The sequence below is a fragment of the Streptomyces sp. NPDC007907 genome, assembly GCF_042959365.1.
GTDB classification, from domain to species: domain Bacteria; phylum Actinomycetota; class Actinomycetes; order Streptomycetales; family Streptomycetaceae; genus Streptomyces; species Streptomyces indiaensis.
Map to the genome: position 1 here is coordinate 947,197 of NZ_JBIBKR010000002.1, position 25,182 is coordinate 972,378.

24 protein-coding genes and 4 pseudogenes are annotated in these 25,182 nt (G+C 69.5%); 10 read left to right on the plus strand and 18 right to left on the minus strand.

What is annotated here, in order from left to right:
• Window positions 1–25: 25 nt before the first annotated feature.
• Complete coding sequence (locus ACFZDI_RS10465; protein WP_391249241.1) at window positions 26–631, minus strand: hypothetical protein; 606 nt, start codon at window positions 629–631, stop codon at window positions 26–28.
• 902 nt (window positions 632–1,533) lie between these two features.
• On the opposite strand from ACFZDI_RS10465, the gene ACFZDI_RS10470 reads away from it, so the two are divergent.
• Window positions 1,534–2,184 carry a hypothetical protein gene (locus ACFZDI_RS10470; RefSeq protein WP_391249243.1) on the plus strand — a complete coding sequence of 217 codons (651 nt, stop codon included), beginning with the start codon at window positions 1,534–1,536 and terminating at the stop codon, window positions 2,182–2,184.
• A 165-nt stretch (window positions 2,185–2,349) separates the two neighbouring features.
• Here the strand turns inward: ACFZDI_RS10470 and ACFZDI_RS10475 are convergent, their stop codons facing one another.
• Both ACFZDI_RS10475 and ACFZDI_RS10480 read right to left on the minus strand, forming a co-directional pair.
• Window positions 2,350–2,946, minus strand: coding sequence for an NAD(P)-binding domain-containing protein (locus tag ACFZDI_RS10475; protein ID WP_391249245.1), 597 nt, complete (start codon window positions 2,944–2,946; stop codon window positions 2,350–2,352).
• A 40-nt stretch (window positions 2,947–2,986) separates the two neighbouring features.
• Window positions 2,987–3,805: an inositol monophosphatase family protein gene (locus ACFZDI_RS10480; protein WP_391249247.1), complete on the minus strand. Its 819-nt coding sequence runs from the start codon at window positions 3,803–3,805 to the stop codon at window positions 2,987–2,989.
• Between the two features lie 136 nt (window positions 3,806–3,941).
• On the opposite strand from ACFZDI_RS10480, the gene ACFZDI_RS10485 reads away from it, so the two are divergent.
• Window positions 3,942–4,850, plus strand: coding sequence for a LysR substrate-binding domain-containing protein (locus tag ACFZDI_RS10485; protein ID WP_391249249.1), 909 nt, complete (start codon window positions 3,942–3,944; stop codon window positions 4,848–4,850).
• A 123-nt stretch (window positions 4,851–4,973) separates the two neighbouring features.
• On the opposite strand, the gene ACFZDI_RS10490 is transcribed toward ACFZDI_RS10485, so the two are convergent.
• A complete protein-coding gene (locus ACFZDI_RS10490; protein WP_391249251.1) occupies window positions 4,974–5,897 on the minus strand; it encodes a LysR substrate-binding domain-containing protein in 924 nt (307 codons plus the stop codon).
• Between the two features lie 71 nt (window positions 5,898–5,968).
• On the opposite strand from ACFZDI_RS10490, the gene ACFZDI_RS10495 reads away from it, so the two are divergent.
• On the plus strand, window positions 5,969–6,895 hold the full coding sequence (locus tag ACFZDI_RS10495; protein WP_391249253.1) for a dihydrodipicolinate synthase family protein: 927 nt from the start codon (window positions 5,969–5,971) through the stop codon (window positions 6,893–6,895).
• 270 nt (window positions 6,896–7,165) lie between these two features.
• Here the strand turns inward: ACFZDI_RS10495 and ACFZDI_RS10500 are convergent.
• From ACFZDI_RS10500 to ACFZDI_RS10520, 5 genes and pseudogenes are all read right to left on the minus strand, one after another.
• Window positions 7,166–7,434 (minus strand): annotated as a pseudogene (locus ACFZDI_RS10500) (hypothetical protein); the annotation flags it as partial.
• A 222-nt stretch (window positions 7,435–7,656) separates the two neighbouring features.
• Window positions 7,657–8,333 (minus strand): annotated as a pseudogene (locus ACFZDI_RS10505) (ABC transporter ATP-binding protein); the annotation flags it as partial.
• 305 nt (window positions 8,334–8,638) lie between these two features.
• A complete protein-coding gene (locus ACFZDI_RS10510) occupies window positions 8,639–9,745 on the minus strand; it encodes an aliphatic sulfonate ABC transporter substrate-binding protein (RefSeq protein ID WP_391249255.1) in 1,107 nt (368 codons plus the stop codon).
• Window positions 9,746–9,847: 102 nt separating this feature from the next.
• Window positions 9,848–9,949 carry a putative leader peptide gene (locus ACFZDI_RS10515; protein ID WP_344368416.1) on the minus strand — a complete coding sequence of 34 codons (102 nt, stop codon included), beginning with the start codon at window positions 9,947–9,949 and terminating at the stop codon, window positions 9,848–9,850.
• Between the two features lie 184 nt (window positions 9,950–10,133).
• Window positions 10,134–10,703, minus strand: a pseudogene (locus ACFZDI_RS10520) (alpha/beta fold hydrolase); the annotation flags it as partial.
• A 220-nt stretch (window positions 10,704–10,923) separates the two neighbouring features.
• Between ACFZDI_RS10520 and ACFZDI_RS10525 the strand changes: the two are divergent.
• Both ACFZDI_RS10525 and ACFZDI_RS10530 read left to right on the plus strand, forming a co-directional pair.
• Complete coding sequence (locus ACFZDI_RS10525) at window positions 10,924–11,007, plus strand: putative leader peptide (protein WP_391249550.1); 84 nt, start codon at window positions 10,924–10,926, stop codon at window positions 11,005–11,007.
• A 135-nt stretch (window positions 11,008–11,142) separates the two neighbouring features.
• A complete protein-coding gene (locus ACFZDI_RS10530) occupies window positions 11,143–12,417 on the plus strand; it encodes a molybdopterin-dependent oxidoreductase (RefSeq protein WP_391249258.1) in 1,275 nt (424 codons plus the stop codon).
• 282 nt (window positions 12,418–12,699) lie between these two features.
• Here the strand turns inward: ACFZDI_RS10530 and ACFZDI_RS10535 are convergent, their stop codons facing one another.
• Together ACFZDI_RS10535 and ACFZDI_RS10540 are read right to left on the minus strand one after the other, a co-directional pair.
• On the minus strand, window positions 12,700–13,629 hold the full coding sequence (locus ACFZDI_RS10535; RefSeq protein ID WP_391249260.1) for an ADP-ribosylglycohydrolase family protein: 930 nt from the start codon (window positions 13,627–13,629) through the stop codon (window positions 12,700–12,702).
• Between the two features lie 171 nt (window positions 13,630–13,800).
• A complete protein-coding gene (locus ACFZDI_RS10540) occupies window positions 13,801–14,751 on the minus strand; it encodes an RNA-binding protein (protein ID WP_391249262.1) in 951 nt (316 codons plus the stop codon).
• Window positions 14,752–15,269: 518 nt separating this feature from the next.
• On the opposite strand from ACFZDI_RS10540, the gene ACFZDI_RS10545 reads away from it, so the two are divergent.
• The 4 genes from ACFZDI_RS10545 (at window position 15,270) to ACFZDI_RS10560 (ending at window position 18,216) form a co-directional block, all read left to right on the plus strand.
• The gene (locus tag ACFZDI_RS10545) at window positions 15,270–15,407 is read left to right on the plus strand and encodes a hypothetical protein (protein WP_391249264.1); all 138 of its coding nucleotides are present in this window, start codon (window positions 15,270–15,272) and stop codon (window positions 15,405–15,407) included.
• A 69-nt stretch (window positions 15,408–15,476) separates the two neighbouring features.
• Entirely contained in the window at window positions 15,477–15,689 is a 213-nt protein-coding gene (locus ACFZDI_RS10550) for a hypothetical protein (protein WP_391249560.1), read from the plus strand.
• Window positions 15,690–15,876: 187 nt separating this feature from the next.
• A complete protein-coding gene (locus ACFZDI_RS10555; RefSeq protein ID WP_391249266.1) occupies window positions 15,877–17,286 on the plus strand; it encodes an FG-GAP repeat protein in 1,410 nt (469 codons plus the stop codon).
• Between the two features lie 174 nt (window positions 17,287–17,460).
• Window positions 17,461–18,216, plus strand: a complete 756-nt coding sequence (locus ACFZDI_RS10560) for a DUF6585 family protein (protein WP_391249268.1) — start codon at window positions 17,461–17,463, stop codon at window positions 18,214–18,216.
• Window positions 18,217–18,392: 176 nt separating this feature from the next.
• Here the strand turns inward: ACFZDI_RS10560 and ACFZDI_RS10565 are convergent, their stop codons facing one another.
• From ACFZDI_RS10565 to ACFZDI_RS10595, 7 genes and pseudogenes are all read right to left on the minus strand, one after another.
• Complete coding sequence (locus ACFZDI_RS10565) at window positions 18,393–20,351, minus strand: amino acid transporter (RefSeq protein WP_391249552.1); 1,959 nt, start codon at window positions 20,349–20,351, stop codon at window positions 18,393–18,395.
• Between the two features lie 1,210 nt (window positions 20,352–21,561).
• Window positions 21,562–21,702 (minus strand): hypothetical protein, encoded by a 141-nt coding sequence (locus tag ACFZDI_RS10570; protein ID WP_391249270.1) that lies wholly within the window; start codon window positions 21,700–21,702, stop codon window positions 21,562–21,564.
• Between the two features lie 339 nt (window positions 21,703–22,041).
• The gene (locus ACFZDI_RS10575; protein ID WP_391249272.1) at window positions 22,042–22,329 is read right to left on the minus strand and encodes a DUF1330 domain-containing protein; all 288 of its coding nucleotides are present in this window, start codon (window positions 22,327–22,329) and stop codon (window positions 22,042–22,044) included.
• Between the two features lie 413 nt (window positions 22,330–22,742).
• Window positions 22,743–23,138, minus strand: a complete 396-nt coding sequence (locus tag ACFZDI_RS10580) for a DUF2267 domain-containing protein (protein ID WP_234750216.1) — start codon at window positions 23,136–23,138, stop codon at window positions 22,743–22,745.
• Window positions 23,139–23,409: 271 nt separating this feature from the next.
• Complete coding sequence (locus ACFZDI_RS10585) at window positions 23,410–23,802, minus strand: DUF2267 domain-containing protein (RefSeq protein ID WP_234750218.1); 393 nt, start codon at window positions 23,800–23,802, stop codon at window positions 23,410–23,412.
• 123 nt (window positions 23,803–23,925) lie between these two features.
• Window positions 23,926–24,116, minus strand: a pseudogene (locus ACFZDI_RS10590) (Hsp70 family protein); the annotation flags it as partial.
• A gap of 42 nt (window positions 24,117–24,158) precedes the next feature.
• The gene (locus ACFZDI_RS10595) at window positions 24,159–24,521 is read right to left on the minus strand and encodes a DnaJ domain-containing protein (RefSeq protein ID WP_391249274.1); all 363 of its coding nucleotides are present in this window, start codon (window positions 24,519–24,521) and stop codon (window positions 24,159–24,161) included.
• Between the two features lie 243 nt (window positions 24,522–24,764).
• Here ACFZDI_RS10595 and ACFZDI_RS10600 point away from each other — a divergent pair, with 243 nt between their 5' ends.
• Complete coding sequence (locus ACFZDI_RS10600; RefSeq protein WP_391249276.1) at window positions 24,765–25,085, plus strand: hypothetical protein; 321 nt, start codon at window positions 24,765–24,767, stop codon at window positions 25,083–25,085.
• Window positions 25,086–25,182 lie beyond the last annotated feature (97 nt).

Genomic DNA, 25,182 nt, shown 5'->3' on the forward strand with positions numbered 1-25,182 from the left:
AGGACGAGCGCTGAGCGGGACGTGCTCAGCAGCGCAGGCCGATGATGGCCCAGTTGCGCCGTGCGGCCTGGCCGACGACGTCGCCCCATTCGGTGACCAACTGTGAGAATGACGCGAAATTCTGGATCCAGCCCAAGGGTTCGGTGAGGTGGCGCTCGAAGGGCTCGCGCAGTGTGCCGAGGTCCGGCTCGACCTGCCTCCAGAAGTGGTGCAGCGCCGCCACCTCCTCCGGCAGCAGCCAGAGCATGACCTCCAGTCGAGAGTTCCACCTACAGGCGTGCGGCGCGACGCTCGCGGAGAAGCCTGAGGCCTGCGACGCGTAGGTGTGGCCATCCCAGAACAGCGGCGCACTGAACTGATCGAGAGCGTCGCGCAGCGGCGCGTCGACGAAGGCGCGCAGTTCGTCCCAGCGCTCGCCGGCCCAGAAATGCGCTTTATAAGAGGTCATGGTGTCGAGGAACTCGTAGCGCGCCCACCACCGGGCATTGACCGGTGCGGGCCACGTCCACCCCGGCGGCGGGACGTAGTCATACGCATCGTCCGGACCGAACGCGGCCTGCTCAACCAGTTCCTCCCTCGGCCCAGCCGCCACCGACTGCAGATAAGCCCAGTCGACTATCAGCACCTCCATGCACACGCCCACAAGGTCACGATATGAAATGGCTGGCCCCGTCCGTGGTGTGGGGGGCGAGGAGCGAGTGGTGCGAACCTGTCGGCGGTAGCGTCACCCACCATCCTGACACCCACCGACCCCACGGCCCCCACCGAGTCCATCGACCCGAGCGACGGGTGATCTGCCCATGAGGGATCTGGCCGGCGGTGGCGCCGAGCTCATCGCCGGCGTCCGCCACAAACTGCGCACCGCGGCCGACGCGGCTGCCGACCCTCGCATACACGACGGTGACCTGGCATGAACGAGCTCTGCGAACTACGGGGCCTGCGCGCCGGCGCACCTTTCCCGACGCCGGGCGGATCGCCGCACCGAGGGACCGGCTCACTGCCGCACTTCGCCCGGAGACCCGCCCCGGGCGCGCCGTTCTTCCCAGGCGCCGGATGATCCTTCTCGACCACCTGGCTCGGGCAATGAGACCGGCGGGCACGGAGCCGATGCGGACATCAGGCTTTGGACCTCACCGCGCGGCTCCTCGCCGAGGCGCAGCGGACCGGCGTGGTGCGCCACGGCCATTTCGTGCGGCGGCCCCAGGTCGTCTTCTGCACCGCGCACGGACTGGCCGTCCCGGCCGCCGACGGTCCGCTGCCCGACACACCGCTCGCCGCGGCCACGGACCTGGCCCCGGACGTTCTGCTGGCCGTGTTGCGCCCCGGGGGGCTGAAGCGGCGCACTGCTCGCAGGCCTCGGGCCCGGGTCGCCCGTCCGCGCCGCCGGGCGCGCATGAGGCGGGGGCCGGGGTCAGGATGGTGCTGCGTCTCCCGGGAGGTGTCGGCCCGCGCCTCCCGGCCGGCGGGTGGCCGGCCGACGGCCGCCCGGCCACCACGGCCCGACTGGCGTTTTGGAGGTACACCGTGCACGACATGCCGCTCACCAGGAGCGTCGGTGAACTGCTGCACCGGCGGCACCGTGCCTCCCGGGGCGCCCACCCCGAGTCAGGGCCTGACGGCTACGGCCTGGACAGCTGGAGAGCGGGTCAGTTCACCGCCGGAACGCTCGCACCGCAGGACGAGGCGAGGCTCGCCGACGAGGTCGCGGAACTCCTTCCGCACAGCTGGGACATCCCCACCAAGTCGCGGGAGGCCCTGACCACGATCATCGACCATCTGGGCGGCCAGCGGGAGTTGATGGCCTGGCTGGACCGCCACCCGGGCCGTCCGCGGATGATCGCACGGCTGTACGTCCTCATGGGCCACCTCGACCGCTACAGCGACGACGCCACGGTGGTCGGCGCCCTGCGGTCCGCCCGGGAACAGGACCCTTTCCCGGCGGGTCTGCGCGACTACCTGCTGCCGCAGACCACCGACGAGACCCTGGGCACGCTGGCCAGCCGCATGGAGAAGCTCCTCGCGGAGCAGCGGGAAGCGGACGCGAGTGCCCTGGCCCTGGCGACCACCGCATGGCTCAAGGGCGTCGCCGAAAACACGGACAGCCCGGGGCCGGCGGTGCTGGAAATGGGCAACGTGATGGGGCATCTGCATCGGGACATCGAAGAATCCGCCGCACACCGATGAGTCCCGGACGTCGCAAGCGCCGCACCACACGTGGGCGTTCGACGTGACTGTCTCCGGGCCCTCCGACTCGGAAGCTCGAACGGGATGACTCAGTCGTCGTTCAAGGCCAAGAGACTGTTCGGGCGTGCATCATCCTCCTGCGCGCCCACCAGCATCGTGTGCGGATCAGCGGGCGATCGAGATCGCGAAGGGCGCGAATCCGCTGGACCGAATCACGTGCGGTACGAACAGAATCGCTGCCTCGGTGGCTCGGGCGGTTTGGATCCCGCCGAGATCAGTGATCCACTCCTCGCGCCAGCCGAGGTCGATGAGCAGTTGCCGGACGGTCTGCTTGGCCTGCGGGTCGTCGCCGGAGAGGAAGGCGTCGGGCGCCTGCGTGAGCGTGGCCGGCGCGGTCATCACCGAGTAGAGCATGGTGTTGAGTGTCTTGACGACGCGCGTGTCGGGGAGCGCTTCCTGGAGTTGTTCGGCGAGGCTTGAACCGGGGTAGATCAGGTGCCCTGGCAGCCCGTCAGGTCCGTCGACAGTGGCGTTGGAGACGTCGACGAGGACCGTGTCGCGCAGTTCCTCGCTCAGTGCGACGAACCGGTCCAGCGAGCCGGCTCCCGGGGTGGCGTTGATGACGATCCGGGCGGTCCGGGCAGCCTCGGCGGCGGCGCCCGGCTCTCGGCCCGCCACGGTCACGTCGTGCCCTGCCCGGGTGAGGGCGGTGGCCAGACTGCCGCCGACGCGGCCGTTTCCGAGAACTGCGATCGTGGTCATGGTGATCCGATCCTTTCGTAATGCGGGTTGCGGTGCGCGGTCAGCGTGAGAGCGTGGCGACGGCCTCGGCGTGGACGCCGGGCGCGGCGGCCAGGAGGCTCTCGCTCTGCGGGGTCCAGGGGCGGCCCTCGGCGTCGGAGATCTGCCCGCCGGCCTCCGTGACGAGCAGCGCTCCGGGCAGCAGGTCCGCACGGGCGCCGGCGAACTGCCAGAAGGCGTCGATCCGGCCGGCGGCCACGTTCAGCAGGTGCAGGGTCGCGGGCACGGCGGTGCGGACGACGAGCGCGTCGAAGAGCATCGCGGTGATCGAGGAGCCGACGCGCCGCACGACCTTCTCGTCCTCGTCCGGCCGGGCCTGGCTGGTCGCCACGATGCTCAGTCCGAGGTCTGTGGTCCGGGAGACGTGCAGCGGCCGGCCATCGAGGTGGGCGCCCGCACCGGTGAGAGCGGTGTAGGTCTCGCCGCTCAACGGGAGGTGCACCACCGTGAGCACGGGCTGGTTCTCCCGCACGAGCGTGGCGGTCACCGCCCACTCCGGCAGGGCGTGCAGGTGGTTGACGTTGCCTTCGGCCGGATCCACGACCCACCACTCGCCGGGCGGCAGCGCCCCGCCGTCCAGCTCCTCCTCCACCCAGCCGGCGTCCGGGCGCAGGCGCGTGAGGCGGGGGCGCAGGATGTCGAGGGCCGCGTCGTCGTTGGCGGCGAGCGCGCGCATCAGCTCTTCGCGGGTCTCGTAGCGGACCACCTCGCCGAAGCGCTCGCGCAGCGCCGAACCGGCCGCGCGCACGGCGATCGCGGTCTCACCGAGCAGGTCGGCGTCGGAGGCGGCGACATCAGTGGTCTGAAGCGTTTCGGACATGGTGGTACTCCCGTCTGAGGAGGGGGATGAGGTGGGTCAGGGCAGGCTGTGCGTTCGATCCTGCGCTCCCGCCTCGAAGGTATGCAGCCCCTCAATTAACTGCAAGTGCATGTAAAGCACGGCTAGAGTTACTCACATGCAATTGGATCTGAACCTGCTCGCCGCGCTCGACGCACTGCTGGAAGAGGGGAGCGTGGCCGGGGCGGCCGCCCGCCTGCACGTCACCGCTCCCGCGATGAGCCGGAGCCTGGGCCGAATCCGGCGCACGACCGGGGATCAGATCCTCGTACGCACAGGCCGCACGATGACCCCGACGCCGTATGCGATCGCCGTCCGGGAACAGGTGCACGAGCTGCTGCACCAAGTCCAGGGCGTGCTGGCGCCGAGCCGTGAACTCGATCTGGCGACGCTGGAGCGCACCTTCACACTCCGCTGGCATGACTCCTTGGTCGCCTTGAGCGGCCCCGCACTGCTCTCGGCCGTGCGCGGACAGGCACCGGGCGTGCGACTGCGCTTCGTCGCGGAATCGAGCATCGACACCCCCGAGTTGCGGCGCGGCGAGGTCGACCTCGAGGCGAACGCCAATCTCCCTGGCGCACCGGACATCCGTGCCGAGAACGTGGGGGAGACCCCCCTCGTCATCGTCGTGCGGCAGGGACACCCCCTCACCCGCGTCAGGACCGTCACCGCAAAGCGTTACGCCGCCGCTGAGCACGTCAACGTCTCGCGACGTGGAAACCTCAGCAATGCCCTCGACGACGCTCTCGCCCGGCTCGGCCTCACCCGCCGCGTAGTGGCGACCGCGCCCACGGAAGCGGCCGCACTGGAGTTCGCGCGCGGCTCCGATCTCCTGATCAGCGTCCCCGAAGCCACCACGCGGTCAGTGGTCGCCGACCTCGGCCTGGTCGTGCTCCCCCTCCCGCTCGAACTACCGCCGGCACCGATCTACCTGTCGTGGCATCAGCGCTACGACACCGACCAGGCCCACGCCTGGCTGCGCGGGTTGGCGCGAACCGCGCTGACCACGCGCGGAGCGTCGTGGTAATCGACGCCACCTGGCCGCTTCACCCGCATGCCCGCGCGGAGACGGCGATGCCCAGACTTGCCCGTATGCCGACCGGTCGTACGGGTCAGACCCACTGGAACGGCGGTCAGGCGCGGCGTGCGATCAGGGGGAGGCGCCGCCCTTGGTGCCCACCGCCGTTCGCGCCGCCGCCACGAATGCTGCGATCGCCGGATGGGTGCCGCCGCCCGCACGGAAGGCCACCTTCGAGCGGCGGAACAGGGGGAGCCGGGTCAGGACCACGTTTTCGGGGGCGTGCGTGGTGGCCATCTCCGGTACGAAGCCGGCGCCTTGCCCGATGGCGGCCAGTGCCAGGACCGTACGGAAGTCGTTGACCTGATGGCGGATGCGCGGCTGGAATCCGGCCGCCTGGCAGGCCCGTACGGCCATCGCGTGACCGGTCGTGCCGTCCCGGGCCGTGATCCAGGGGGACATGGCCCACGGTCCGAGCAGCTCCGCCAGCGTTTTCCCGCGGGCGACGCGACCGGTGCCCGACACAGTGCCGGTGGCCAGGTACATCGACTCCTCCAGCAGGGGCACCTGGTCGACCGTGGTGTCCGGTGACGCGGGCACGAAGTCGTAGTCGTGGACGAGGGCCACGTCGAGTTCGCCGGCGCGCAGGCCGTCGGAGACCCGTGCCGAGTCGATCTCCTGCACCATCGGTTCCAGCGCGGGATGCCGCCGGGCCAGTTCCGCCAGTGTGGCGGGCACGATCGCGGGGCCGCCAGAGGGAAACGTCCCGATCCGCAGCGGCCCGCCGATGCCTTCGCGTGCCCCGGCCAGCTCGGAGACCGCCAGTTCGAGGCGCTCGAGGACGGCGTCGGCGTGAGTGACGAGGGTGCGGCCCGCGGGGGTGAGGACGACCCGTCTGCCGCTTCGTTCCAGCAGGGGGACGCCCGCCTCGCGTTCAAGGACGCTCAGCTGCTGGGAGACGGCAGAGGCGGTGAAGGTAAGCGCCTGGGCGACGGCCGCGATGGTGCCGCGTCGGTCCAGTTCGCGCAGCAGATGGAGACGTCGGACATCGAACATAAGGTGAGCTTACGCATGAGCGAAGAAATGTGAACTGGATCTACTGGGTTCATGTCGGTCAGGCTGGACGTATGAAGCCCGAAGCGAATCTCACCGGCCTGTTCGTCCCCCTGGTGACTCCGTTCACCGACGACCTGCGCCTGGCCCCGGACGCGCTTGCCCGCCTTGCCGACGAGGCGCTGTCGGCCGGTGGCGCCAGGGGACTTGTTGCCCTGGGGACCACCGCGGAGGCGGCCACGCTGACGACCGAGGAGAAGCGGGCCGTGGTCCGCATCTGCTCGGCGGCCTGCCGGGTGCACGGAGCTCCGCTGATCGTCGGCGTCGGCACCAACGACACCGCCGCCGCCATCACGACACTGCGGGAGCTCGCTGAGAGCGGTGACGTCGCCGCGGCGCTGGTGCCCGCACCGCCCTACACCCGGCCCGGCGAGGCGGGAACGATGGCGCACTTCACGGCACTCGCCGAGCACGGGGGTCTGCCGCTGGTCGTCTACGACATCCCGTACCGCACCGGTCAGTCCCTCAGCGTCAGGACGCTGAACGCGCTCGGAAGCCTGCCGGAGGTCGTGGGGGTCAAGTACGCAACCGGTGCGATCGACGCTGCCGCGATGGAACTGCTCGGCTCGCCGCCGCCGGGCTTCGCGGTGCTCGGCGGCGACGACGCCGTCATCTCGCCGCTGCTCGCGGCAGGCGCCCACGGCGGCATCCTGGCGTCGTCCAATGTCCGCACCGCTGATTACGCCGAGCTGATCTCGCTGTGGGAGCGCGACGCCGCCGGACCCGCCCGCAGGCTGGGAGCCGAGCTGGCACGGCTGTCCGCCGCGCTCTTCGCCGAGCCGAACCCCACCGTGATCAAGGGGGTGTTGCACGCCCAGGGCCGTATCCCCAGCCCGGCCGTCCGGCTGCCCCTGCTGGCCGCCTCCGCCGATTCGGTCCGGCGAGCGACAGACCTGGCCACCGCCAGAACGCACCGCGCCCACCACGACGCCGCGGCCTGAGCCGGGTCCGTAGTCCCAGCGCTGCGAGGACCTGACCAAGGGGGATAAGGCGACTGCAAGAGAAGCGTCGGCTCGGCGGCGTGGCCATGAGGGGGCGTCGGTGGGGGAGAGGTTGGCGCGTGTTCGGTGCAGCCGTGCAGGGCGACGCATCGGCCGTCGGCGTCGCGGCAACGTCAGCGCATCGGCTCCGTCCAGGCCCGCGTGGTCATGCGGTCGCTCGCTGAAGCGTCAGCACTTCCCGCCCCACCGGTAGGAGCCGTTCGGCGCAGCCTACCTGCGTCGCGGGTTCGCCCAGGTGAATCGGTCTTCCTTCTCCGTTCGGCCTCCGGTCCGCGAGCAGCCCGTGTCTGTCTCCCCCGCTCGGTGCCGTCCGGAATTGCGTACGAACAACGCGCGCGGATCACGCACGCCACGGGAACCGAGACGGCGTGGCGGCGTTGCAGCATCAGCAACATCTCGGCTTCGTCCTCCGCGTGTGGCCGCACGGTGATGGTGCCGCGCCGCTCCAGGGGGTCGCCGATGACCCTGAAGTCGGGCAGCGCCCCGTGACGGCGACCGGGACGCCCTGGAGATCCACCCCAACCTGTGGGACGGCATCGGCTTGGTCGTCAGCCGGTCGCCGAACGCAGCAAGGAGTTCGTCCTCTCCGGCTACCCGTCCCCCCGATGACGCAAGTGATCGCCCAGGCGGGCGCCCTCACCGTCTTCACGAAGGGCCGCTCGCTGAGGATGCTCAAGGGGGGCCTTTCCTGGTGACGGGGTTCAGGCCGCTGCCGCGGCCTTGACGGCGCGGGCCACCTCCGCGCGCAGCTCGGCGAACTCCCGGGGGCCGCGGAGTGCCCCCGCGTCGACGTCGCCGCGCGGCAGTGTGATCGGCAGGTCCAGCGCCACGGCCCGGGGCTCCTGGTCAGCACCACGATGCGGGAGCCGAGGAACACGGCCTCGTCCGCCGAGTGCGTGACGAACACCGTGGTCCGGCCGGTGAGGTCGGCGACCCGGCGGACGTCCTCCTGAAGCCGCTCCCGGGTCAGGGCGTCCAGCGCCGCGAACGGTTCGTCGAGCAGGAGGAGCGGATTCTCGGCGGCGAGGGCATGGGCGATCGCGACGCGTTGCTGCTGACCGCCGGAGATCTCCCAGGTGCGCCGGTTCTCGGTGCCTTCGAGGCCGACCCGGGCCAGCAACTCCGCACGCCGCCGCGGCCATTGGGCACGGGCGACACCTGCGTACCGCAGCGCCAGGTCGATGTTGCCCCGCACAGTCCCCCACGGGAACAACCGCGGCGTCTGGAACACCACCCCCGCTGTCTCGCCTGGTTGCGGCCGGCGGCCGGAGACCAACACGGAGCCCTACGTGAGCTGTTCGAAGCCGGCGATCAGCCGCAGCAGGGTGCTCTTGCCGCAGCCGGAGGCACCCACCAGCACCAGGAACTCCCCGTCCGGCCACAGGGGCTGGGTCAACGACAACACGAGCCCGGGTGTCGGCACAGGTCGATGACCAGGCGTCGCACCAAGGACTCGGAGATCATGAAGGCGCCCTTTCTGCCGTAGTCGCAGCCCCTACCAACTGGCGTCCACGCTTCTGGAACACAGGCCACCGGCCCGATCCGGCCGGTACACCACCGGCGACCACCGAGGCCACCGGGTGCCCCGCCGGACCGCGGCCGGAGCTCCCAGGAGGTGACGAACTCGCCCCGCGCGACCTCAGGGCGTCACCTCCTGGGAAGGGGTCGGATCCGTTGCTGCCGCTACTTGACGCCGAGACCGGCGTCGTCGACCTCGTCCTTGCCCTCGGCCTTGAGGATCTTGTTGAGCGGCGCGAGATCGTAGATGCCCTGGAGATCGGGCTTCTCCAGCAGACCGGCCTTCACCGCGTGCTCCGCCCCGGTGTTCAAAGTGGCGGCCAGCGGGTCGTCGAGGAAGGTGATGGACTTCCAGGCAGGGTCGAGGACATCGGCGGGCAGTGCCTTGCCCGACAGCTTCGCCAGTGCCTCGTTGGCGGATGCCTTGGCCTTGTCCGGATTCGCGTTGATCCACGCGTTCGTCTTCACCGCGCCGCGCAGCACGGCTTCGACGACGTCCGGGTGCTCCTTGAGGAACTGCTGCCGGACGATGATGTTCGTGATGACGAACTTCTTGTCGGGCCACAGGGCCGACTCGTCGAGCAGGACCTTGCCGCCCTCGGCGACCAGCTTGGACGCGGTGGGCTCAGGTACCCAGGCGCCGTCGATGGAGCCGGACTTGTAGGCGTCCGGGGTGACCTTGTTGTCGGTGCGGACGACGGAGACGTCGCCCTTTCCGCTCTGCGGGTCGATCTTCCAGCCCTGTTCGGCGGCCCAGTTGAGGAACGCGACGTCCTGCGTGTTGCCGAGCTGCGGGGTGGCGATCTTCTTGCCCTTGAGGTCGTCGACGGACTTGATCGTGTCCGGGTTGACGACGAGCTTCACGCCGCCGGAGGCGGAACCGCTGATGATGCGCAGGTTCTTGCCGTTCGACTTGGTGAAGCCGTTGATCGCGGGGGAGGGGCCGATCCAGCCGATGTCGATGGAGCCGCCGTTCAGCGCCTCGATCTCGGAAGGGCCGGCGTTGAACGTCGAGGGCTTGATCGTGGTGCCGCCGAGTTCCTTCTGGAGCAGTCCCTCCTGGACGCCCACCAGCGCGGTGGCGTGCGTGAGGTTGGGGAAGTAGCCGATCTTCACGTCATCGGTGGAGAGCTTCTCGGCGTCTGCCGCGACGCCGCTCTGCTTGTCGTCGTCAGTGGCGTCGGAGCCGTAGCCGCAGGCGGTGAGCAGGAGGGGGAGTGCGGCTGTGACGGCGAGGGTGCGCAGGGCGATGCGTGGTCTTACGGCAGACACGAAGGTGTCCTCTCAAGGATGAGCGATCAAGGAGAAATGAACGAGCGGGCCGCACTGGCCCCCGATGCCGGGAAGGTGCGGCGGGGTCAGGGTGGGGGAGCATCACGCAGGCCGACAGATGGCGCTGGCCGTGCGGTGGAGGTCGACGTGACGGCGTGAGGTCAGAAGGGGCAGCGACTGAGCTGCACGGCTGACTGTGCGCATGGCCACCCCCTCGATCCCTAGCTTTCCTACCTGAATGCTGGGGATAGTGGCAGAAGGTGGCCTGAAGCCAAAGAGACTGTCCGTATGGCGGACGCGGCTATCTCACATATTGAGATGAGGGTGGATGGTCACCGCGGCGCGGTGACGAGACGGTCGGCGATCAGGGCGCCACGGAGGTAGCTCCGCCGATGTCGTGGCTGTTCATGGCCTCGGACAGCACGACGTAGCCGCCCGCGTCGAAGCGACGCACCAGCTTGGCAGCACGATGGTCGAGAGAGGACTCGACCTGGTACCGGCCGCTGCCCCAGGGATTCTCCGTGCCCTGGGACGAGCGGCCGAAGCGGACCTGAAGCTCCGGCTCACTGCGATAGGTGACATGGGTGAGCCGTCGGGCCAGACCGAGCTCGGCGTGGGGACCTCGACCGGTGTCGTGGTAGTGGCCGCCTTGCCAGTTCGGGGCGGAGCGTACGGCGTGCACCTGGATGCCGGCCCAGGCGATCTGCTCGGCGCCGGCTTCGGCCGCCGCGGCCAGCAGCAGAAGCGCCCCGGTCCGTTCGGGACGGGACACCGTCCACTCCAGGGCCCGCATCCCTCCCATGGATCCCCCGACGACCAGGGCCCAGCGGTCGATGCCCAGCGCATCGGCCAGCACCGCTTCGGCCGCAACCTGGTCACGCCGCGTCAGAAAGGGGAAGTCGCCGCCCCAGGGCCGACCGGAAGGCCGCGCGGACGACGGCCCGGTACTGCCCTGGCACAGATCGGCCAGGCAGTCTCATTCGATGTGACGCAGGCGGACCCGCCAGCCAGCCGCCGACCGGGCCACTGCCCCCGCGTAGCAGCCAAGGTGATCGCGCCCAATCAACGACGCAGGACAACTCCTCCACCGCCGTGCGTAGTTCGGAACGGGCTGTCGCGCATCCGCCGACGCGGCCGGCACCGTTGACACGCTCCGCCCCACGTGCTTGCATCCCGCCATGCCGTCGCCGCAGCCTCTGACTCGCCGCCGCGCCGTGGATCTGGTCCGCGTGGCGGCCGCGCTGTGTCGGACGACCGGTTGATCGCGCGCTTCCCGTAGACCTGGCCGGCCGCCTTCCACGCACCTGGATGCAGGCGGCAGCCGCACCGCCGGATGCCCGCGCCCGGCCCGCCCGGCCCCTGCCGTGCCCCTCCGCCCCTCATGACGAGGATCCACCATGCCTTCTCCCAGCCCCGTCGGTCATCGCTTGGAATCCGACTACGACCGCCGAAGGCTGCGCCAGTGGCTCGCCGGCGAGGCCAGGGCCGACGGGGTGACCCGGCGGCGGCTGCTCACCCTGCTCGCCGCCACCGCCGCCGGAACCGCACTCGGGAACACCCGGCCCACCCATGCCGCAGACGGACCCATCGTCAAGCCCCTGCCGCCCGAGTGGTTCATCCAGCGCGGCACCAACGCCGAGACCCGCTGGGACGCGCTGCGCGGAACGGGCCATCACACCCCCAACGAGCTGTTCTTCGTACGCAACCACACCGCCACTCCCGTGCTGAACGCCGACGAATGGCGGCTGCGGCTGTGGGGGAGCGGGCTGCGCGGAACCCCGGGTGAGGACCGGCCGGTGGAGTTCGGGTACGACGATCTGCGGGCTCTACCGGCCGTCACCCGGACCGCCTTCGTCGAGTGCGCGGGAAACGGCCGCTCCTACTACACGAGTCAGCAGGGTGAGACGGTCAGCGGCACCTCATGGACCCTGGGCGCGATCGGCGTCGCCCGCTGGCGCGGGGTACGCCTGGCGGACGTGCTGCGCAGGGCCGGGGTGTCTTCGTACGCCGTGGACGTGCAGCCGCGGGGCCTGGACGCCGAGTACGTCAGCGGCGGCGAGAACCTGGGCCGGGTACGGCGTCCGCTGCCGCTGGCCAAGGCGCTGAACGACGTGCTGCTCGCCTACGAGATGAACGGTGAGCGGCTTCCGTACGACCATGGATACCCGGTGCGTGTGCTGGTGCCCTCCTGGGTGGGAATCTCGTCGATCAAGTGGGTCGGCGACATCGAGGTGTCCGCACAGCCGCTCTTCTCGCCCTGGAACACCGCTTTCTACCGACTGTTCGGCCCCTCCCACCCCGAGGGCGGCAGTGCGCCGCTCACTCGGCAGACCATGAAGAGCGCCTTCGAGCTGGCGAGCGGGGCCACGTTCGCGGCGGGCCGACGGCACGTGCTGCACGGACGGTCGTGGTCGGGTGCGGGCGCGGTCGCCCGGGTCGAGGTGAGCACCGACGGCGGGGTGAACTGGCGGGCCGCCCGTCTGCACGACCGGCCCAGCACCGGTACCTGGACCCGCTGGTCCCTTGGCTGGCATCCCGAGGCACCGGGAGCCACTCACCTACTGGCCTGTGCCACTGACTCAGCGGGCCGTACTCAGCCGGACCTCGCGGTGCCCAACACGCAGGGCTACCTGTTCGACGCGGTGGTTCGGCATCCGGTGAGCGTGGTGTGAGGACGGCCGACGCACTACGCCCATGACCCGGAGCGCCAGGACTGGTCCGAGCTGTCAACGGCCGATGTCGGTGAGGCCAGCGGTGTATTTTTCGGCGGCTTCTTGCGGGAGACCGGTCGGCGGTTGGGTAAGCCGGTGCTGATGCACCCGGGGGGTGCCCATGGTCTTCCGATGCTCGGATTCGATGTCGAAGCAGATCGAGTCGTCCTCCTTGCGGAGCCACTGGTCAAGTGACTGCGGCTGAGGGCCGGAGTTCGTGGAGAGTGCGGAACAGCACCCGGTTCAGCCTCCGAGGCGGTGTGCAAGGTTGAGCAGATCTGCCGCATGCAGCACCCGTCCGTCGAATCCTGGGAGGGGAACGTGGAGCGTGTGGGTCCAGCGGGCGGGGATTGCGTCCAGCCCGTAGTACGCCCCCGCGAGGCCTCCGGTCACCGCGGCGACGGTGTCCGTGTCACCGCCGAGGTCGATCGCCAAGCGTATCGCGTCTTCGAAGCTGGTGGTGGTGCGCAGGGCCCAGACGGCTGAGCCCAGACAGGGCCAGATGGCACCGTTGAACTCGGTCGCCTGCTCGGGGTGCCAGTTGGGCGCGAGGACGGTGGCATAGCGGCCGCGGTGGTCGGGGTGGACAAGAGCCAGGACGTCCGGGAGCGCGGCGAGGGGGTCAATGTCCTCGAACGTGACACGGATGAGCTCGTGGAAGATCGCGGTGCCTTCCCAAGCTGCGCGGTCCCCGTGGGTGAGGGCAGCGATACGGCGGGCCGCCTCCATGGTGGCTTCCTGGCCTGCGGCCGCGAAGTGGACTGCGGAGGTCGACGCCCGCATCAAGGAGCCGTTTCCCGCTGCTCGTTGGTTGACCTGGAAGTGGATCGCGGCGGCGAGGTCCCAGGGCATGCCGTTGGTCAGGACGTCTTCGGTCTGCAAGCCGATGTCCTTCGGCTCTGATGCCGCCCACCGCTGGAAGCGGGCGAAGATGTCCGGCAGATCCAGCCCTCCCCGCTCCAGCAGCGACTCCGCGACCAAGACGGCCATCTGCGTGTCGTCAGTGGCCTCGCCAGGGTCCCAGCCACCACCTCCGCACATCTCGCCACCGGCACCAGGCGCGGGAAACCGCGCAGAGAACGCTCCCGGGGGGCCAAACTCGAAGGGGGCGCCCAGAGCGTCACCCACCGCTGAGCCGACGACCGCGCCAGCGGCCCGCTGAATCCACTTCATTCGCGCAGATTATCCGCGGCGCGCGGACGGCTGTCCTGTCCCGGATCAGTGTGGGCGGTGCGAGGATCCTGACCTGCGGTGCCTGGAGTTGAGCGGGACACGAGAGCGGCCAATGCCCCACTCGGCCGTAGTCAGGACGATGAGTCGCTCACGACGACAGCGGTGGCCTGGTCACCACCTGGCGCGCAGCACGCCGTCGCTATCCGGCAAGGCAGCATGGAACAACGGGTGGCGCTCGTCGAGAATCAGGGGCAAAGAGCAAGCTGCTTTCGCGCCCGCGACCAGAGAGGCGAGCTGTTGGTGATCGGTTTCGTCGATGGTGACGTGGCGGATTGCTCCGTTCGGTGCCTCCCAGACGAAGTCCACGGAGGCGTCCGCGGGCAGCGCAGCAAGGACCTCGTCAACATCGGGGTTGAGGTCCGGCCAGATCGTCAGAAGCGCGCGAGGACCGAGCCCAGCGCGTACCGGGTCGAGATTGCTCGCGGTGAGGCGGTGCCAACGGGTCGCGTTACGGACGTAGGCCTCTTCCAGGAGCAGCGTCTGTTGCGACGCGAGTTCGACGCGGACTCGTTCCCAGAAGTCCTCGTCAGCAGCCTCGGTCACTTCAGGTTCCTCAAGATCTGCCGCGTAGGGGGAGGCGCTGATCGGTTGTGCAAACAGGCCGAGTTCACGTGTCCGAGCGACCGCTGCGTCGCAGGGTCGGTCGCTGCTGACGTACAGGTACTGGTCGCACCCGACGTGGATGGTCAACGTGTCCTCGCGCTCCAACCGGCACCAAGCACCCTCGTCGCGGAGCATGGTCCGCACCAGCTCCAACGCTACAGACAGTGAAACTTCGGCACCGTCGTAGTAGCCAGTCAGGTCCGGCGGGAACAGGCCGGCGAGGCCATGGCCGTCAAGCGGTTCTCCCAGGCCGAAGTTGACGAAGCCGGTCACCTCGGGTTCACGTATCTCCAGTGTGCCGATGCCCGCTTCCCGTGCGAAGGCGGCGATCGCTTCCAAGTAGGCCGCCTCGACCGGTCCGTGGTCGCTCACCGTGTCCTCAGCAGCCTTGTAGTGTCCGCGCTCGTCACGGTCGGCGGGGTTGTACTTGGTTATCTGATGAGCCAAGGACGGCGGCACGAAGCTCCCTGAGCTGATGAGGCGGAGCCTCAGCATAATTCGTGCCATCAGATGCGGATCCCGCCTACACATCGCTGGGAACGGACAACGGCCGCACGGCCCTATCTCCATCCTCGGCTCCCCGAACCATCGGTGGCGAACGCGTCTCGTCTACGGAGGTGCACCGCCTGAGACGACTTGGGTCTGAGACACCCGTACAGGTCACATAACTCCGTCCAGGCCGGTTTCTGCGGGCGGATGTGCGAGGGCGGCGGCCCGGTTCTCTTGAAACGAGCCGAGCATGTCCGTGTCCTGGCGGCAGCGCAGCAGCCCCCGCCCGCCGGCATACACGGCGAGCTGCGCGCGGTAGCCGTCCCACTTCGGCTCCGCCGCGTAGCCAGCGGCAGAGCAGGGCCTTCCCGGCCACGGGAGCATCGGCTCGGGCCAGGACCACGCGTCGGCGCATACGGCGAGGCCGTACGCGCCTGAACCCGGTCCCGGCGCGCGAGCGGGTGAACCGCCTCCGTTCCCCCCGCGCTGTGCGCAGACGCTGTCCCGGTGCTGATCACTGCCGCACGCCCCCGTGCTGGGGGAATCCGCGCCTGTGGCTGTACCTGATCGTGATCGGCTGCCTGCTCGTCGCCGCGTTCTTCGTCGCCCGCGTCATGGGCCTGTGAGGACCGCATGGGGGAGCGGACGGGGCACCGGGCGACCGCCCAGCCCTCACCCGAGGAGACACACAGGTGATGCACACCCTGCCCGGGGCCGCCCCGCGGCCCCGCCGCGCCCGGCGCCCGCCGCTGCTCACGGTCTGCTACGCCGTTGCCGCCCTGGGCGGACTTGCGTCGTCCGACGCCGCGAGCACCTACCGCTCACTGGTGGAGCGCCGCTGGTTGCCTGTGCCGCCGTTCTCCTGGTCGTACTGCTCGACGGCCGCCTTCGCGTCGTCGGCGCTGTAAGCCTTGCGTTCCTTCCACGTCCCAAACTGGGCGGAGTGGTTCACGGACCCGCGGACCAGCCTTGAGCAGGGGTCCGGTGTCGTACAACCATTGATCACACTCAGCTGTCTCCCTGTTCGCCAAAGCCGCATGTCAGGAGGGCGACTCCATGCCATGCGGGTGATCGACCAGCAGCAGGAGACTCTGCGTGCACCAGCACCTTCGTACCCTTCTGGCCACCGCCGCGGCAGCGGCACTGGCCGGCGGGCTTCTCACCGCCACGGCGGGCAACGCCGCCGCGCTCGTTCCGGGAGCACACGGCGACTTCAACGGCGACGGCTACCGCGACATAGCCGTCGCTGCCGCCGGCGCCCGCGTGGGGGACCGCTCGGGCGCAGGCCAAGTCGTCATCGTCTACGGCGGTGTCGGCGACCCGTCCTCTGCCAGGACCATCGGCATCAGCCAGAACAGCCCCGGTGTCCCCGGCACCGCCGAGAGCGGGGACGGCTTCGGCGACGCCATAGCGGTCGAAGACTTCAACGGTGACGGCTACGGTGACCTCGCCGTCGGAGCCCCCGGCGAAGACGTCGGCACCGACACCGACGGCGGGACCGTCGCCATCCTGTGGGGTTCCGAGACCGGCCTCACCAGCGGTAGGACGATCAACGACCCGGCCCCCTCGTCGCACGACAAGTTCGGGCGCGTGCTCAGCGCGCTCGCCGACAGTGACGGGAAGCCGGACCTGGCCATCGGCTCGACTACTCCCACCATCGACGTCTACCGGGGCGGTTTCAGCGAGTCGGGAGCGACGGGCGGCAACTACCGCGTCGTCCCGCCGTCCTGGGTCACGACGGCTCCGGTGTCGATGACCGCCGGCAATATCGGCGGCGGCGACGTGATCGCCGATCTTGTCGTCACCGGGCCCACCACGTACTACGTCCTCGGCTCCTCCCTCGGCCTGAACGGCGCCGGCGCCACCAGGCTGCCGTCCGGCAGCTCCGCCGCGATCGGCGACTTCGACCACAACGGGCATCAGGACGTCGCCATCGGCTCACCCGACCAGGACGGGGGCGTCGTCCGCGTGTACAGCGGTGCCGACAACGCACCCTCGGCCACTCCCTCGTACACCATCACCCAGGACACACCCGGCATCCCCGGCACCAGCGAGGCAGGAGACCGCTTCGGAGCCTCGCTCGCGGTCAGCCGCGCCGGCTACGGTTACCAGAACCTCGCTGTCGGCGTGCCCGGTGAGAGCCTGGGTGACGCCACCGGAACCGGTGCCGTCACCTTCCTCTACGGCGGACCCGAAGGGCTCATCGGCGCGAGGCCCATGGCCGGGACGGACCCGCAGTCCTTCTCACAGAACAGCCCGGGGGTCGCGGGGAACGACGAGACCGGCGACCGCTTCGGTGGTGCCGTCTACATCGCCGACACCGACAACGACCGCAACGAGGACCTCGTCGTCGGCGCCCCCGGCGAGAACTCCGGCGACGGCACCGTCGCCTACCTCCGCTCGGACGGGGGCATCGCCCCCAGCGGCACTCCCGGTATCACCCCTTCGGGCACTGGCGTCTCCACTACCGGAGCGCCCAACTTCGGGCGCCTGCTGGCGGGCTGATTCTCCTTCCCCTGCCGTCTGCCGGCCCGCGTCGAGCACGGGCGGCACGAACCCGGTGCCCCGGTGACCGATGCCGGCCGGTCTTCCCTGTACCGCCCCAGTCCATGAAGGCACCGGGGCCGTACCCACAATGGTCGGCGTTTTCCTCCACCACCAAAGCAAGGAGCATGACTCATGGCGGAATCAACCGCCCACCAGGACCCCGGGCAGACGATGGCCCAGCAGACGGCACCCCCGGGGACCGAAGGGCTCGGGCAGCTGCGGCAGACGTTCCTGCCCAAGCGCGTGGGGACCGTGCGGATCGCCGCCCTGCTGTTCATGGGGACCATCTCCCTGATCCTTCCTCCCTTGGGTGCCTACTTCCTCTGGCTCGCCGTCCAAACGCCCAACCTCTCGCGCAAACAGGCCGCCCGCCGACTGCACTTGTTCGAGCACGGCCTGGCCGAAGTGGGAAAGAACGGCGTGGTTTCCGCCTTCCGCTGGGACTCCATGACGGTGCTCCAGGAGATCACCGAACGGTACGCCAACGGGGTCTATGTCGGAACCACCTACGTCTACACCCTCCACCGCCCGGACGGCACGACACTCAAGGTGACCGGTTTCTACGACCAGCCCGAGCGCTGGGGTCCAGCGTTGCAGCAGGAGATCACCCGAGCGCAACTGCCGGGGCTCCTCGCCAGGCTGAGCCAGGGCGAAACCCTGACCTGCGGGGAACTGTCGGTCAACCCGGGCGGGGTGGCCACGACAAAGGGCAGCCTGACCTGGCCGGAGATCGAGAAGGTCGAGATCTCGCAGGGAGTGCTGGTACTGCGCAAGACCGGCAAGAAGCTGCCCTGGGCCAGGATGCCGGTCAAGAACATCCCCAACCTCTTCCTCTTCGTTGCCCTCATCGACTGGCTCCGGCACGGCGACCCCCGTACGAACGCCTGACCACCCGAGGAGACCGCCCGCCCACAGACCGCCCGAATGGGGCGGCCGGGTCGGGCGGGCCCGGTCAGGTGGGTGTGTAGGTGACAATCTGGTCGGGGTCGGACCCGTAGGGGTTCGTCATCGCTCCTCCCGCCTTTCGGCCGCCGGGCTCGGGACGCCCGGCGGCCGTGTCGGGTTCAGCCGCCGACGTGGATGCCGGGGCGGCGGTCGGGGTCGGGTTCGTGGCTGCGGATGATCTCGCGGGTGACCGGGGCGGTGTCACCGCGTCCGAGGAGGAAGTAACGGAACATGTGCTTCAAGGGGCTCCCTTCGGCCCAGGCGAAGTAGCAGTGCGGCAGTACGCCCGTGGCGTCGCGCAGCGCGAGGAGGATCGCGGCGATGGCGTTGGGCGCGGCCGGTGCACAGGCGCGCAGGACCCGGTGTCCGTCGACCTCGACACCGCGGACGGTGAGGGTCTCGCTGAAGTCGGACGGGTCGACCACGTCGATCTCCAGGAACAGCACATCGGCCGGGCCGGGGACAGGATTGGTGCCGCGCTGTTCGCGTTCCTTGGCGAGGTACTCGGCTGCGTCCCCGGCCTGGCGGCGGTTGGCGATGATGTTGATGGAGTCGTCGTGGGCGAGGGTGTCTGAGATGAAGCGGCGCGCGTTCTCGTCGAAGACCAGGCGGTCGGCGCGCAGTTCGGTGGTGCGCGAGACGCGCGAGACCAGCGACACGGTGATGATGCCGAGGATGAAAAAGCCAGAGATGGCGATGCCGTCGGGCTTGTCGACGATGTTGGCCGCCAGGGCGTAGAACAGCACCGCGGTGAGCACGCCGAAGCCTATGGTCGCCACACGCCGGCGGCCACGTGCGACGGAGACGGTGACGGCGAACGCGCCGGAGACCATCATCGCGAGGATTCCCGTGGCGTACGCGCCGGCCTGGGCGTCGACGTCGGCGTCGAAGGCGATGGTGATCAGGACGCACAGGGCCGTGTAGACGAGGACGACCGGACGCACCGCGCGCCCCCACTCCGGTGCCATGCCGTAGTCGGGCAGATAGCGCGGGACGATGTTGATCAGCCCGGCCATGGCGGAGGCACCGGCGAACCACAGAATCAGGATGGTACTGATGTCGTAGACGGTGCCGAAGGCCTCCCCGACCTGCTCGTGGGCGAGCCAGGCCAGCGCCCGGCCGTTGGCTGCGCCCCCGGGCTCGAACTCGTCGTGCGGAATGAGGACGGTGGTCACGAAACTGGCGGACAGCAGGTACACGCTCATGATCACGGCGGCCGTGGTCAACAGTCGACGGGCGTTGCGGATCCGCGCGCGCAGCCGCTGCTCGGCGTCGGCCCCCTTGGCCGCCACGAGCGGCATCATGCTCACACCGGTCTCGAAGCCCGACAGACCCAGCACCAGCAGCGGGAAGGCCAGCAGCGCCGGACCGGCCAGGTCGCCGAAGCCGCCTCCCCCCTCGACGAGTGCGTCGGTCCACGCCGACAGCGCTCCGTCCGTCGTGAACACATGCACCAGACCGACGCCGATGACGACCGCGTTGAGCAACAGGAAGACGGCGACCAGCGGGATGGCCACACTGACCGCCTCACTGAACCCGAGCAGGAAAACACCTCCGAGTATCAGCAACAGCACCACGGTCAGGGCTACTTCGTGGCCGTGCAGTACGGAGGGGAAGAAGGGGTTCTCCACCACGTGCACCGAGGCGTCCGCCGTCGACAGCGTGATCGTGATGATCCACGAGGTGGCCACAAAGCCGAGCAGGACCAGCACGAACAGCTTGCCCCACCAAAACGGCAGCAGATCCTCCAGCATCGCCACAGATCCCGCGCCGTGCGGGCTCTCCTTGGCCACCCGCCGGTACATCGGCAGCATCCCCAACAGCGTCAACGCCACGATCAACAGAGTCGCAAGCGGCGAAACCGCCCCAGCAGCGAGCGCGGCGATCGCCGGCACGTAGGCCAGACTCGAGAAGTAGTCAACCCCGGTCAGGCACATGACCTTCCACCAGGCATGCGGCTCGCCATGCCCCTCACCGGCCGCCGGCCCCACCGGCTGTACCTGGTGACGCAACAGCCAGCGCGCCGCCTTGCCTGCCGGTTGTGTCCGCAGAGCGGGACTGTCCACCACCTCCGGCATCAACGGCCGACCCGCGTCACCCATATTCCACACATCCTTCCCTGTCTGCTCATCGAATCGGTCACAGCAGCCACCGCTGAGGCGGCACCGCAACGATCACTGAGTATGCGTCCGCCTACTCCCTTCCCCCCAGTTCCCGGGGAGCGCATGAATGAGCAGGTGATCTTCCCGCCGAGCCTTCTCACAAGATCACCGCGTCGGACGGAGTCTGGCTGGTGGCAGTGAGGCACAGGCTCTACCAGCCGACCCGCTGCTGGGTCGGCATAGCGTTCGGTCGGGGGCGGCGAAACCGCAAGAGCGTCGGAGATGCGGGTGCCTCGGCGATGGCAAGGTGCCTTGTGGCTTCCCAGCCGCAGCTGGTAGTTCTGCAGGGCGAAGTACTTATCGCTGCCCTCGTGCAACGGAGTGTCTCGCACAGGTCGTAGCCGCTGTGGGGGACTCAAGCATGACGAGGGCGGCGGTCCAGGACGGCGTATCCGCGTGCTCCGCATCCAATCCGCAACTGCCTTCCACAACCCGGCGCGGCCGTTCGGTTGCGGGGCGGTGTGTGGGCGCCCCTCGCAGGCAAGTGTCAACAGCCGCACCCCAGGGCCCGAATCACAGGGGCCGGAAGGGCTCGGCCTGTCCAGTGCTCACGCCTCAGGCCGGGCGGCGGAATCCCACCGCCCGGCCCGCAATGCCGGACGCAGCGGACCGCCGGTACCCGGCGTTCGACGACGAGGTCCGCTTCGAGGCGGACGCGATGGCCGACTGTCTGCGCGGACGCGATGTGCCCGCCGACCGGATCGTGCGGGACGACCGATGCGTCGGCACCACGCAGAACCTCCGCTCAGCGCGGCCCTCGTGGACGACACCACTCCCGGTCACCGAGTCACGGTGGTCACCAGCGGCTTCCACGTCTACCGCACGACCCTGTATGGGGCACGGCTCGAACCCGAACTTGCCGTCGGCGTCAGCGAGGCCCGGACCCGGATCGAGCGGCGCGGCCTGTGCCCGGAGGTGCGCAGCGAACCGCGCGTCGAACGCTTCTGGCTTGAGCGGCCGCACGACCACGAGGTCGCCATCGGCCCGGACGACACTCGTGCTCGCCCCCAGCGCCGATGTGTGGCCGCACGTACGCGTCAACTGCGACGGTCCGCATCGTCGTACGGGCGGCCGCCTCGGGGGCAGGCACGGGTGTTCTCGTCCTCCGTGCTGCCGTGTCAAGAAGCTATGGCGCGCCTTGCCCGTTCAGGTTGACGGCCGTGCTGTCGACCCGGCACATACGGTTGCCGCGCAGGTCGATGCCCTTCGTGTCGCGTCCCGCGACGACGTTGACGTCGATCCAGACCCGGTCTCCGCGCTTGTACACGACGCCGGGCCGGAAGTCCGTGCCCAGCGGCTTGTTGCCGCTGCACGCGGCACGCTGGTTGCCGCTGGTGGTCGACAGCAGGCAGAAGTCGGCGACGAACAGGGCGCGGTGGGAGATCAGAATGTTGTAACTGCCCTCCGCAGCCTCGGCCCTGCTCGGTGAGCGCAGGCCGCCGACGCCGTCCGCCGTGGCGTAGGCGGGTGTGGACAGTCACGCCAGTAAGGCGATCAGGGCGGCCAGAGGCGCGAGTAGCTGCGCCGGCGTGATTTTGACGATCATGTGGAGTTTCATCCGTACCAGGCAACGGAAGAGGGAAGGGGAAGGGGTAAACGCGGGAGGTCAGCGGGGCTGAGCTACGACGACGCTGACCGTGGAGTGCCGGCGCCGCAGTGCCTTGAGCGGCTGGTAGTCAGGAGAGTCCCAGAAGGCGAGCGCGGCCTCCTTGCTGTCGAACTCATGGATGACCAGGGTGTTCGGTCGCCAGTCGCCCTCCAGCACCAGGCACTCGTCGTCCACCACGAGGTTGCGGGCTCCCGCCTTCTCGATCAGGGGGGTCACAGCGTCCACGTATTTCTGGAAGCCGGCCGGGTTCTCGATGTCAAGGTCGATCACCACGTAGGCACTCATACACAACTCCTCAGTGTCAGAGCTCGGTTGGTTCGGCGAGAGAACCGTATGAGCCGCCCTGGCGGAGTCTCCATGCGTCGTGCGCCGCAGAACATGCGCGATCGTCCGACCGCCGGAGGACCCCACGGGGTCGTCCACGGGATGAGCGACAGTCCCGATCGGACCGTCGACCACCTGCCACCGGACCTACGGCCGCAGGACCACGTCCCTGGTGACCGAAATCGGCGCCGCACTGGCCCAGGCGGATGACGCCGGTGATCACACCCTCCAGGAACTGGTGCACCAGACTGGTGCTCTCACGCCGAAGGCCCGCAGCGCCGCGTCTGGGACTCTCGCGGCTGATTGCGGGCCTGGGACGTTTGCCCTTGTGTCGCCGGCATCCGGTGCGCGGCGGGTGTGGAACCGGATAAGGGTCAGGTGGGCTGAGGGCGGCCGAAGAGCAGGTCGTAGCCTGTCGGGAGCTGGAGCAGGACCTGGTCCATGAGGTCGGGGTCGGCGGCGTCGGCGACGGTGCTGAGCACGGCGCTGACGTCCCAGGCTGCGGTCCGCTCGGTGGCTCCCTCAATCCAGGCTGCCGTCGCCCGTACAAATCTCTCCGGCGTCAGCGGCTCGGCGCTCTGCAGGGGGTTGAGCAGGATCAGGGCGAAGTCCTCTGGCAGGCGCGCCGCCAACTGGGCGCGCACCTCGCCGACCAGGTGTGCACCCAGCAGGGCGAGGACCACGCGCGCCGCCCGCTCGGCTTCGTGTTCCGTTGCGTACTCGCCGCGTTCCTTCACCCGCTCGAGGAACGCTTCGCGTCGCAGGGGCATGTGGCAACCACCCTTCTTTGGCTCTTTGCTCCAGTGGAGACGAAGGCGGGGGAGGGGGAAGGGGAGATCAAATGCCCGTCCTCCGTCCTTCGGCCGGACCTGGCCGCCATCGGCCGTCCGGGGATGTCCTCGCGGAACTCGCTGATGGCGATCTTGCGAGGCTTGGCGCGCTCGGCGATCGGGATCACCGGCGCGTCCTGGCCGAGCGGACGGAGGCCGGTCTGCGCGCCGACGGCGTGGCCGTACTCGGGGTGCCCCGGGGATTCCGGTGTCAGCTGGCCAGATCGGCCTTGCCGAACAGGACGGCGTAGCCGGAGGGAAGCTGGCTGATGATCTGGTTCAGCTCACCGCCGGAGACGGCGCCGGCCAGGGTGGTCAGGACCGCACTGGCGTCCCACTGGGCGGTGCGCGGTCGGGCGCCGATGCGCTCGGCGACCCGGCGGTAGAACTCCTCGATCCCGAAGCTCTCGGCTTGGGCCTGCTTGGCCTGGGCCAGTGCCTGTCCCAGCGGTGCGGGCAGCTGGGAGGCAAGGTCGTCGACCTCGCCGGGGCTGATGCGCTGGGCGAGCACGCTCAGCACCGCGTCGGTGACCTTCGCGGCTTCGTCCTGGCTGGCGTATTCGCCGAGCTCGCGTACGCGAGCGAGAAACTCGTGGTGCTGCATGGTTCGTCACCTCCGCATACCAGTGATCTCGGGGCACCGAAGGCGATGCCCACTTCCCCGGTACCCCAGGTAGGGGTAAGCCTGTCAGCTACGTTCAGGCCCGCGATCTTCCCGGCCTCCTTGGTTGATCTCCTGCGCGGTGTACCGCTTGCCGTCGACGTCCCCGTACTCGGGAAAACGCCGGCCGTGGTCGCCCATGTGCCGCTTCACGGAGTGTGCGGCGCGCTCCACGTTCGTCACGGCCTGCCGCTTGGCCACCTCGCCGACGAGTACCTCGCCGTTTTGGCGAACGCCACCACCGACGGGATCGTCCGCCCGCTTGTAGCTTCCCTCTCGTCCTCACCTCGTTTCTCGTCTCACCGGCCCGGGACCCACCGGACCGGCCCCGCGCGCAGCGGCGGCTCGGGGCGCACGTCCCCGAGCACCACGGCGTACCGCCGTGGGGGCCGCACGGGCTTGCTGGGGGCAGCACGTGGATCAGACGCAGGCAGCGTGCGTTCGAGGCGCTGGTCGTAGGCCGCCCGCCGGATGGGATCGTGCAACGTCTCGTACGCCGCCCGCACCTCACCGAACCGTGCGGTGGTGTCCGCGCCCACGCGGGTGTCGGGGCGCAGTTCCCGCACGCGGGCGCGGTAGGCCGAGGTGATCTTCTCGGCCGTCGCTGAAGGCCGCACTCCCAGCACCGCGTACAGGTCCGATTCTGACTCCGGCGCCTGCACGTCCGGTCACCTCCTCGCCCATGCTGAGCTGCCATTTCCTACTCACTTGCCTGCCTTTCTGAAATAGAACTTGAGTCATGCCTTGTCAAGTCTGACCAGGTAGACCTGTCCCAGTTGACCCATGTGCCGATGCCGACGGCCTCGACGTTCTGGTGTCCGTGCGGACGCTGCTGGACCAGGACCAGGGGGAGCTACGTCTGGTCGGCACCCGGGACAGCGCCCGCACGCCGGATGGGAGGTGCAGTGCAGCGATCTCTGAATGCCGAGTGGGAGGTCTTCTACCGCGACAACACCGCCGCTCTCCTCCCCGTACCGCCCCAGGGCCCACCCCTATACGAGCACTGCGGCCGCCGCTGGGTCGGACGCCTGATGGCGCGCCGGCCGCTGCCGCTGCCCGGTGACGCCGAGGCGCCCCGCAGCCGCAGCCGCAGCCGCAGCCGCGTCCCGGCCGAGGGCGGCCATCGTCCCAAGCGGCACACAGCACCGACGCTGCACGCCGCCGGCCACCCGCAGCCGCAACCCGGCGCACGAGCAGGGCGGGCGCCCACGAAGCCGTCCGGATGATCCCGACAGTGCGCGCCTGCCCCAGGGTTGCGGGCGCGCACCTTTGTATCCGGGATTCTGCGCGCCCATCTCCTGGGCGCTGCGGCGAACCCTGAAG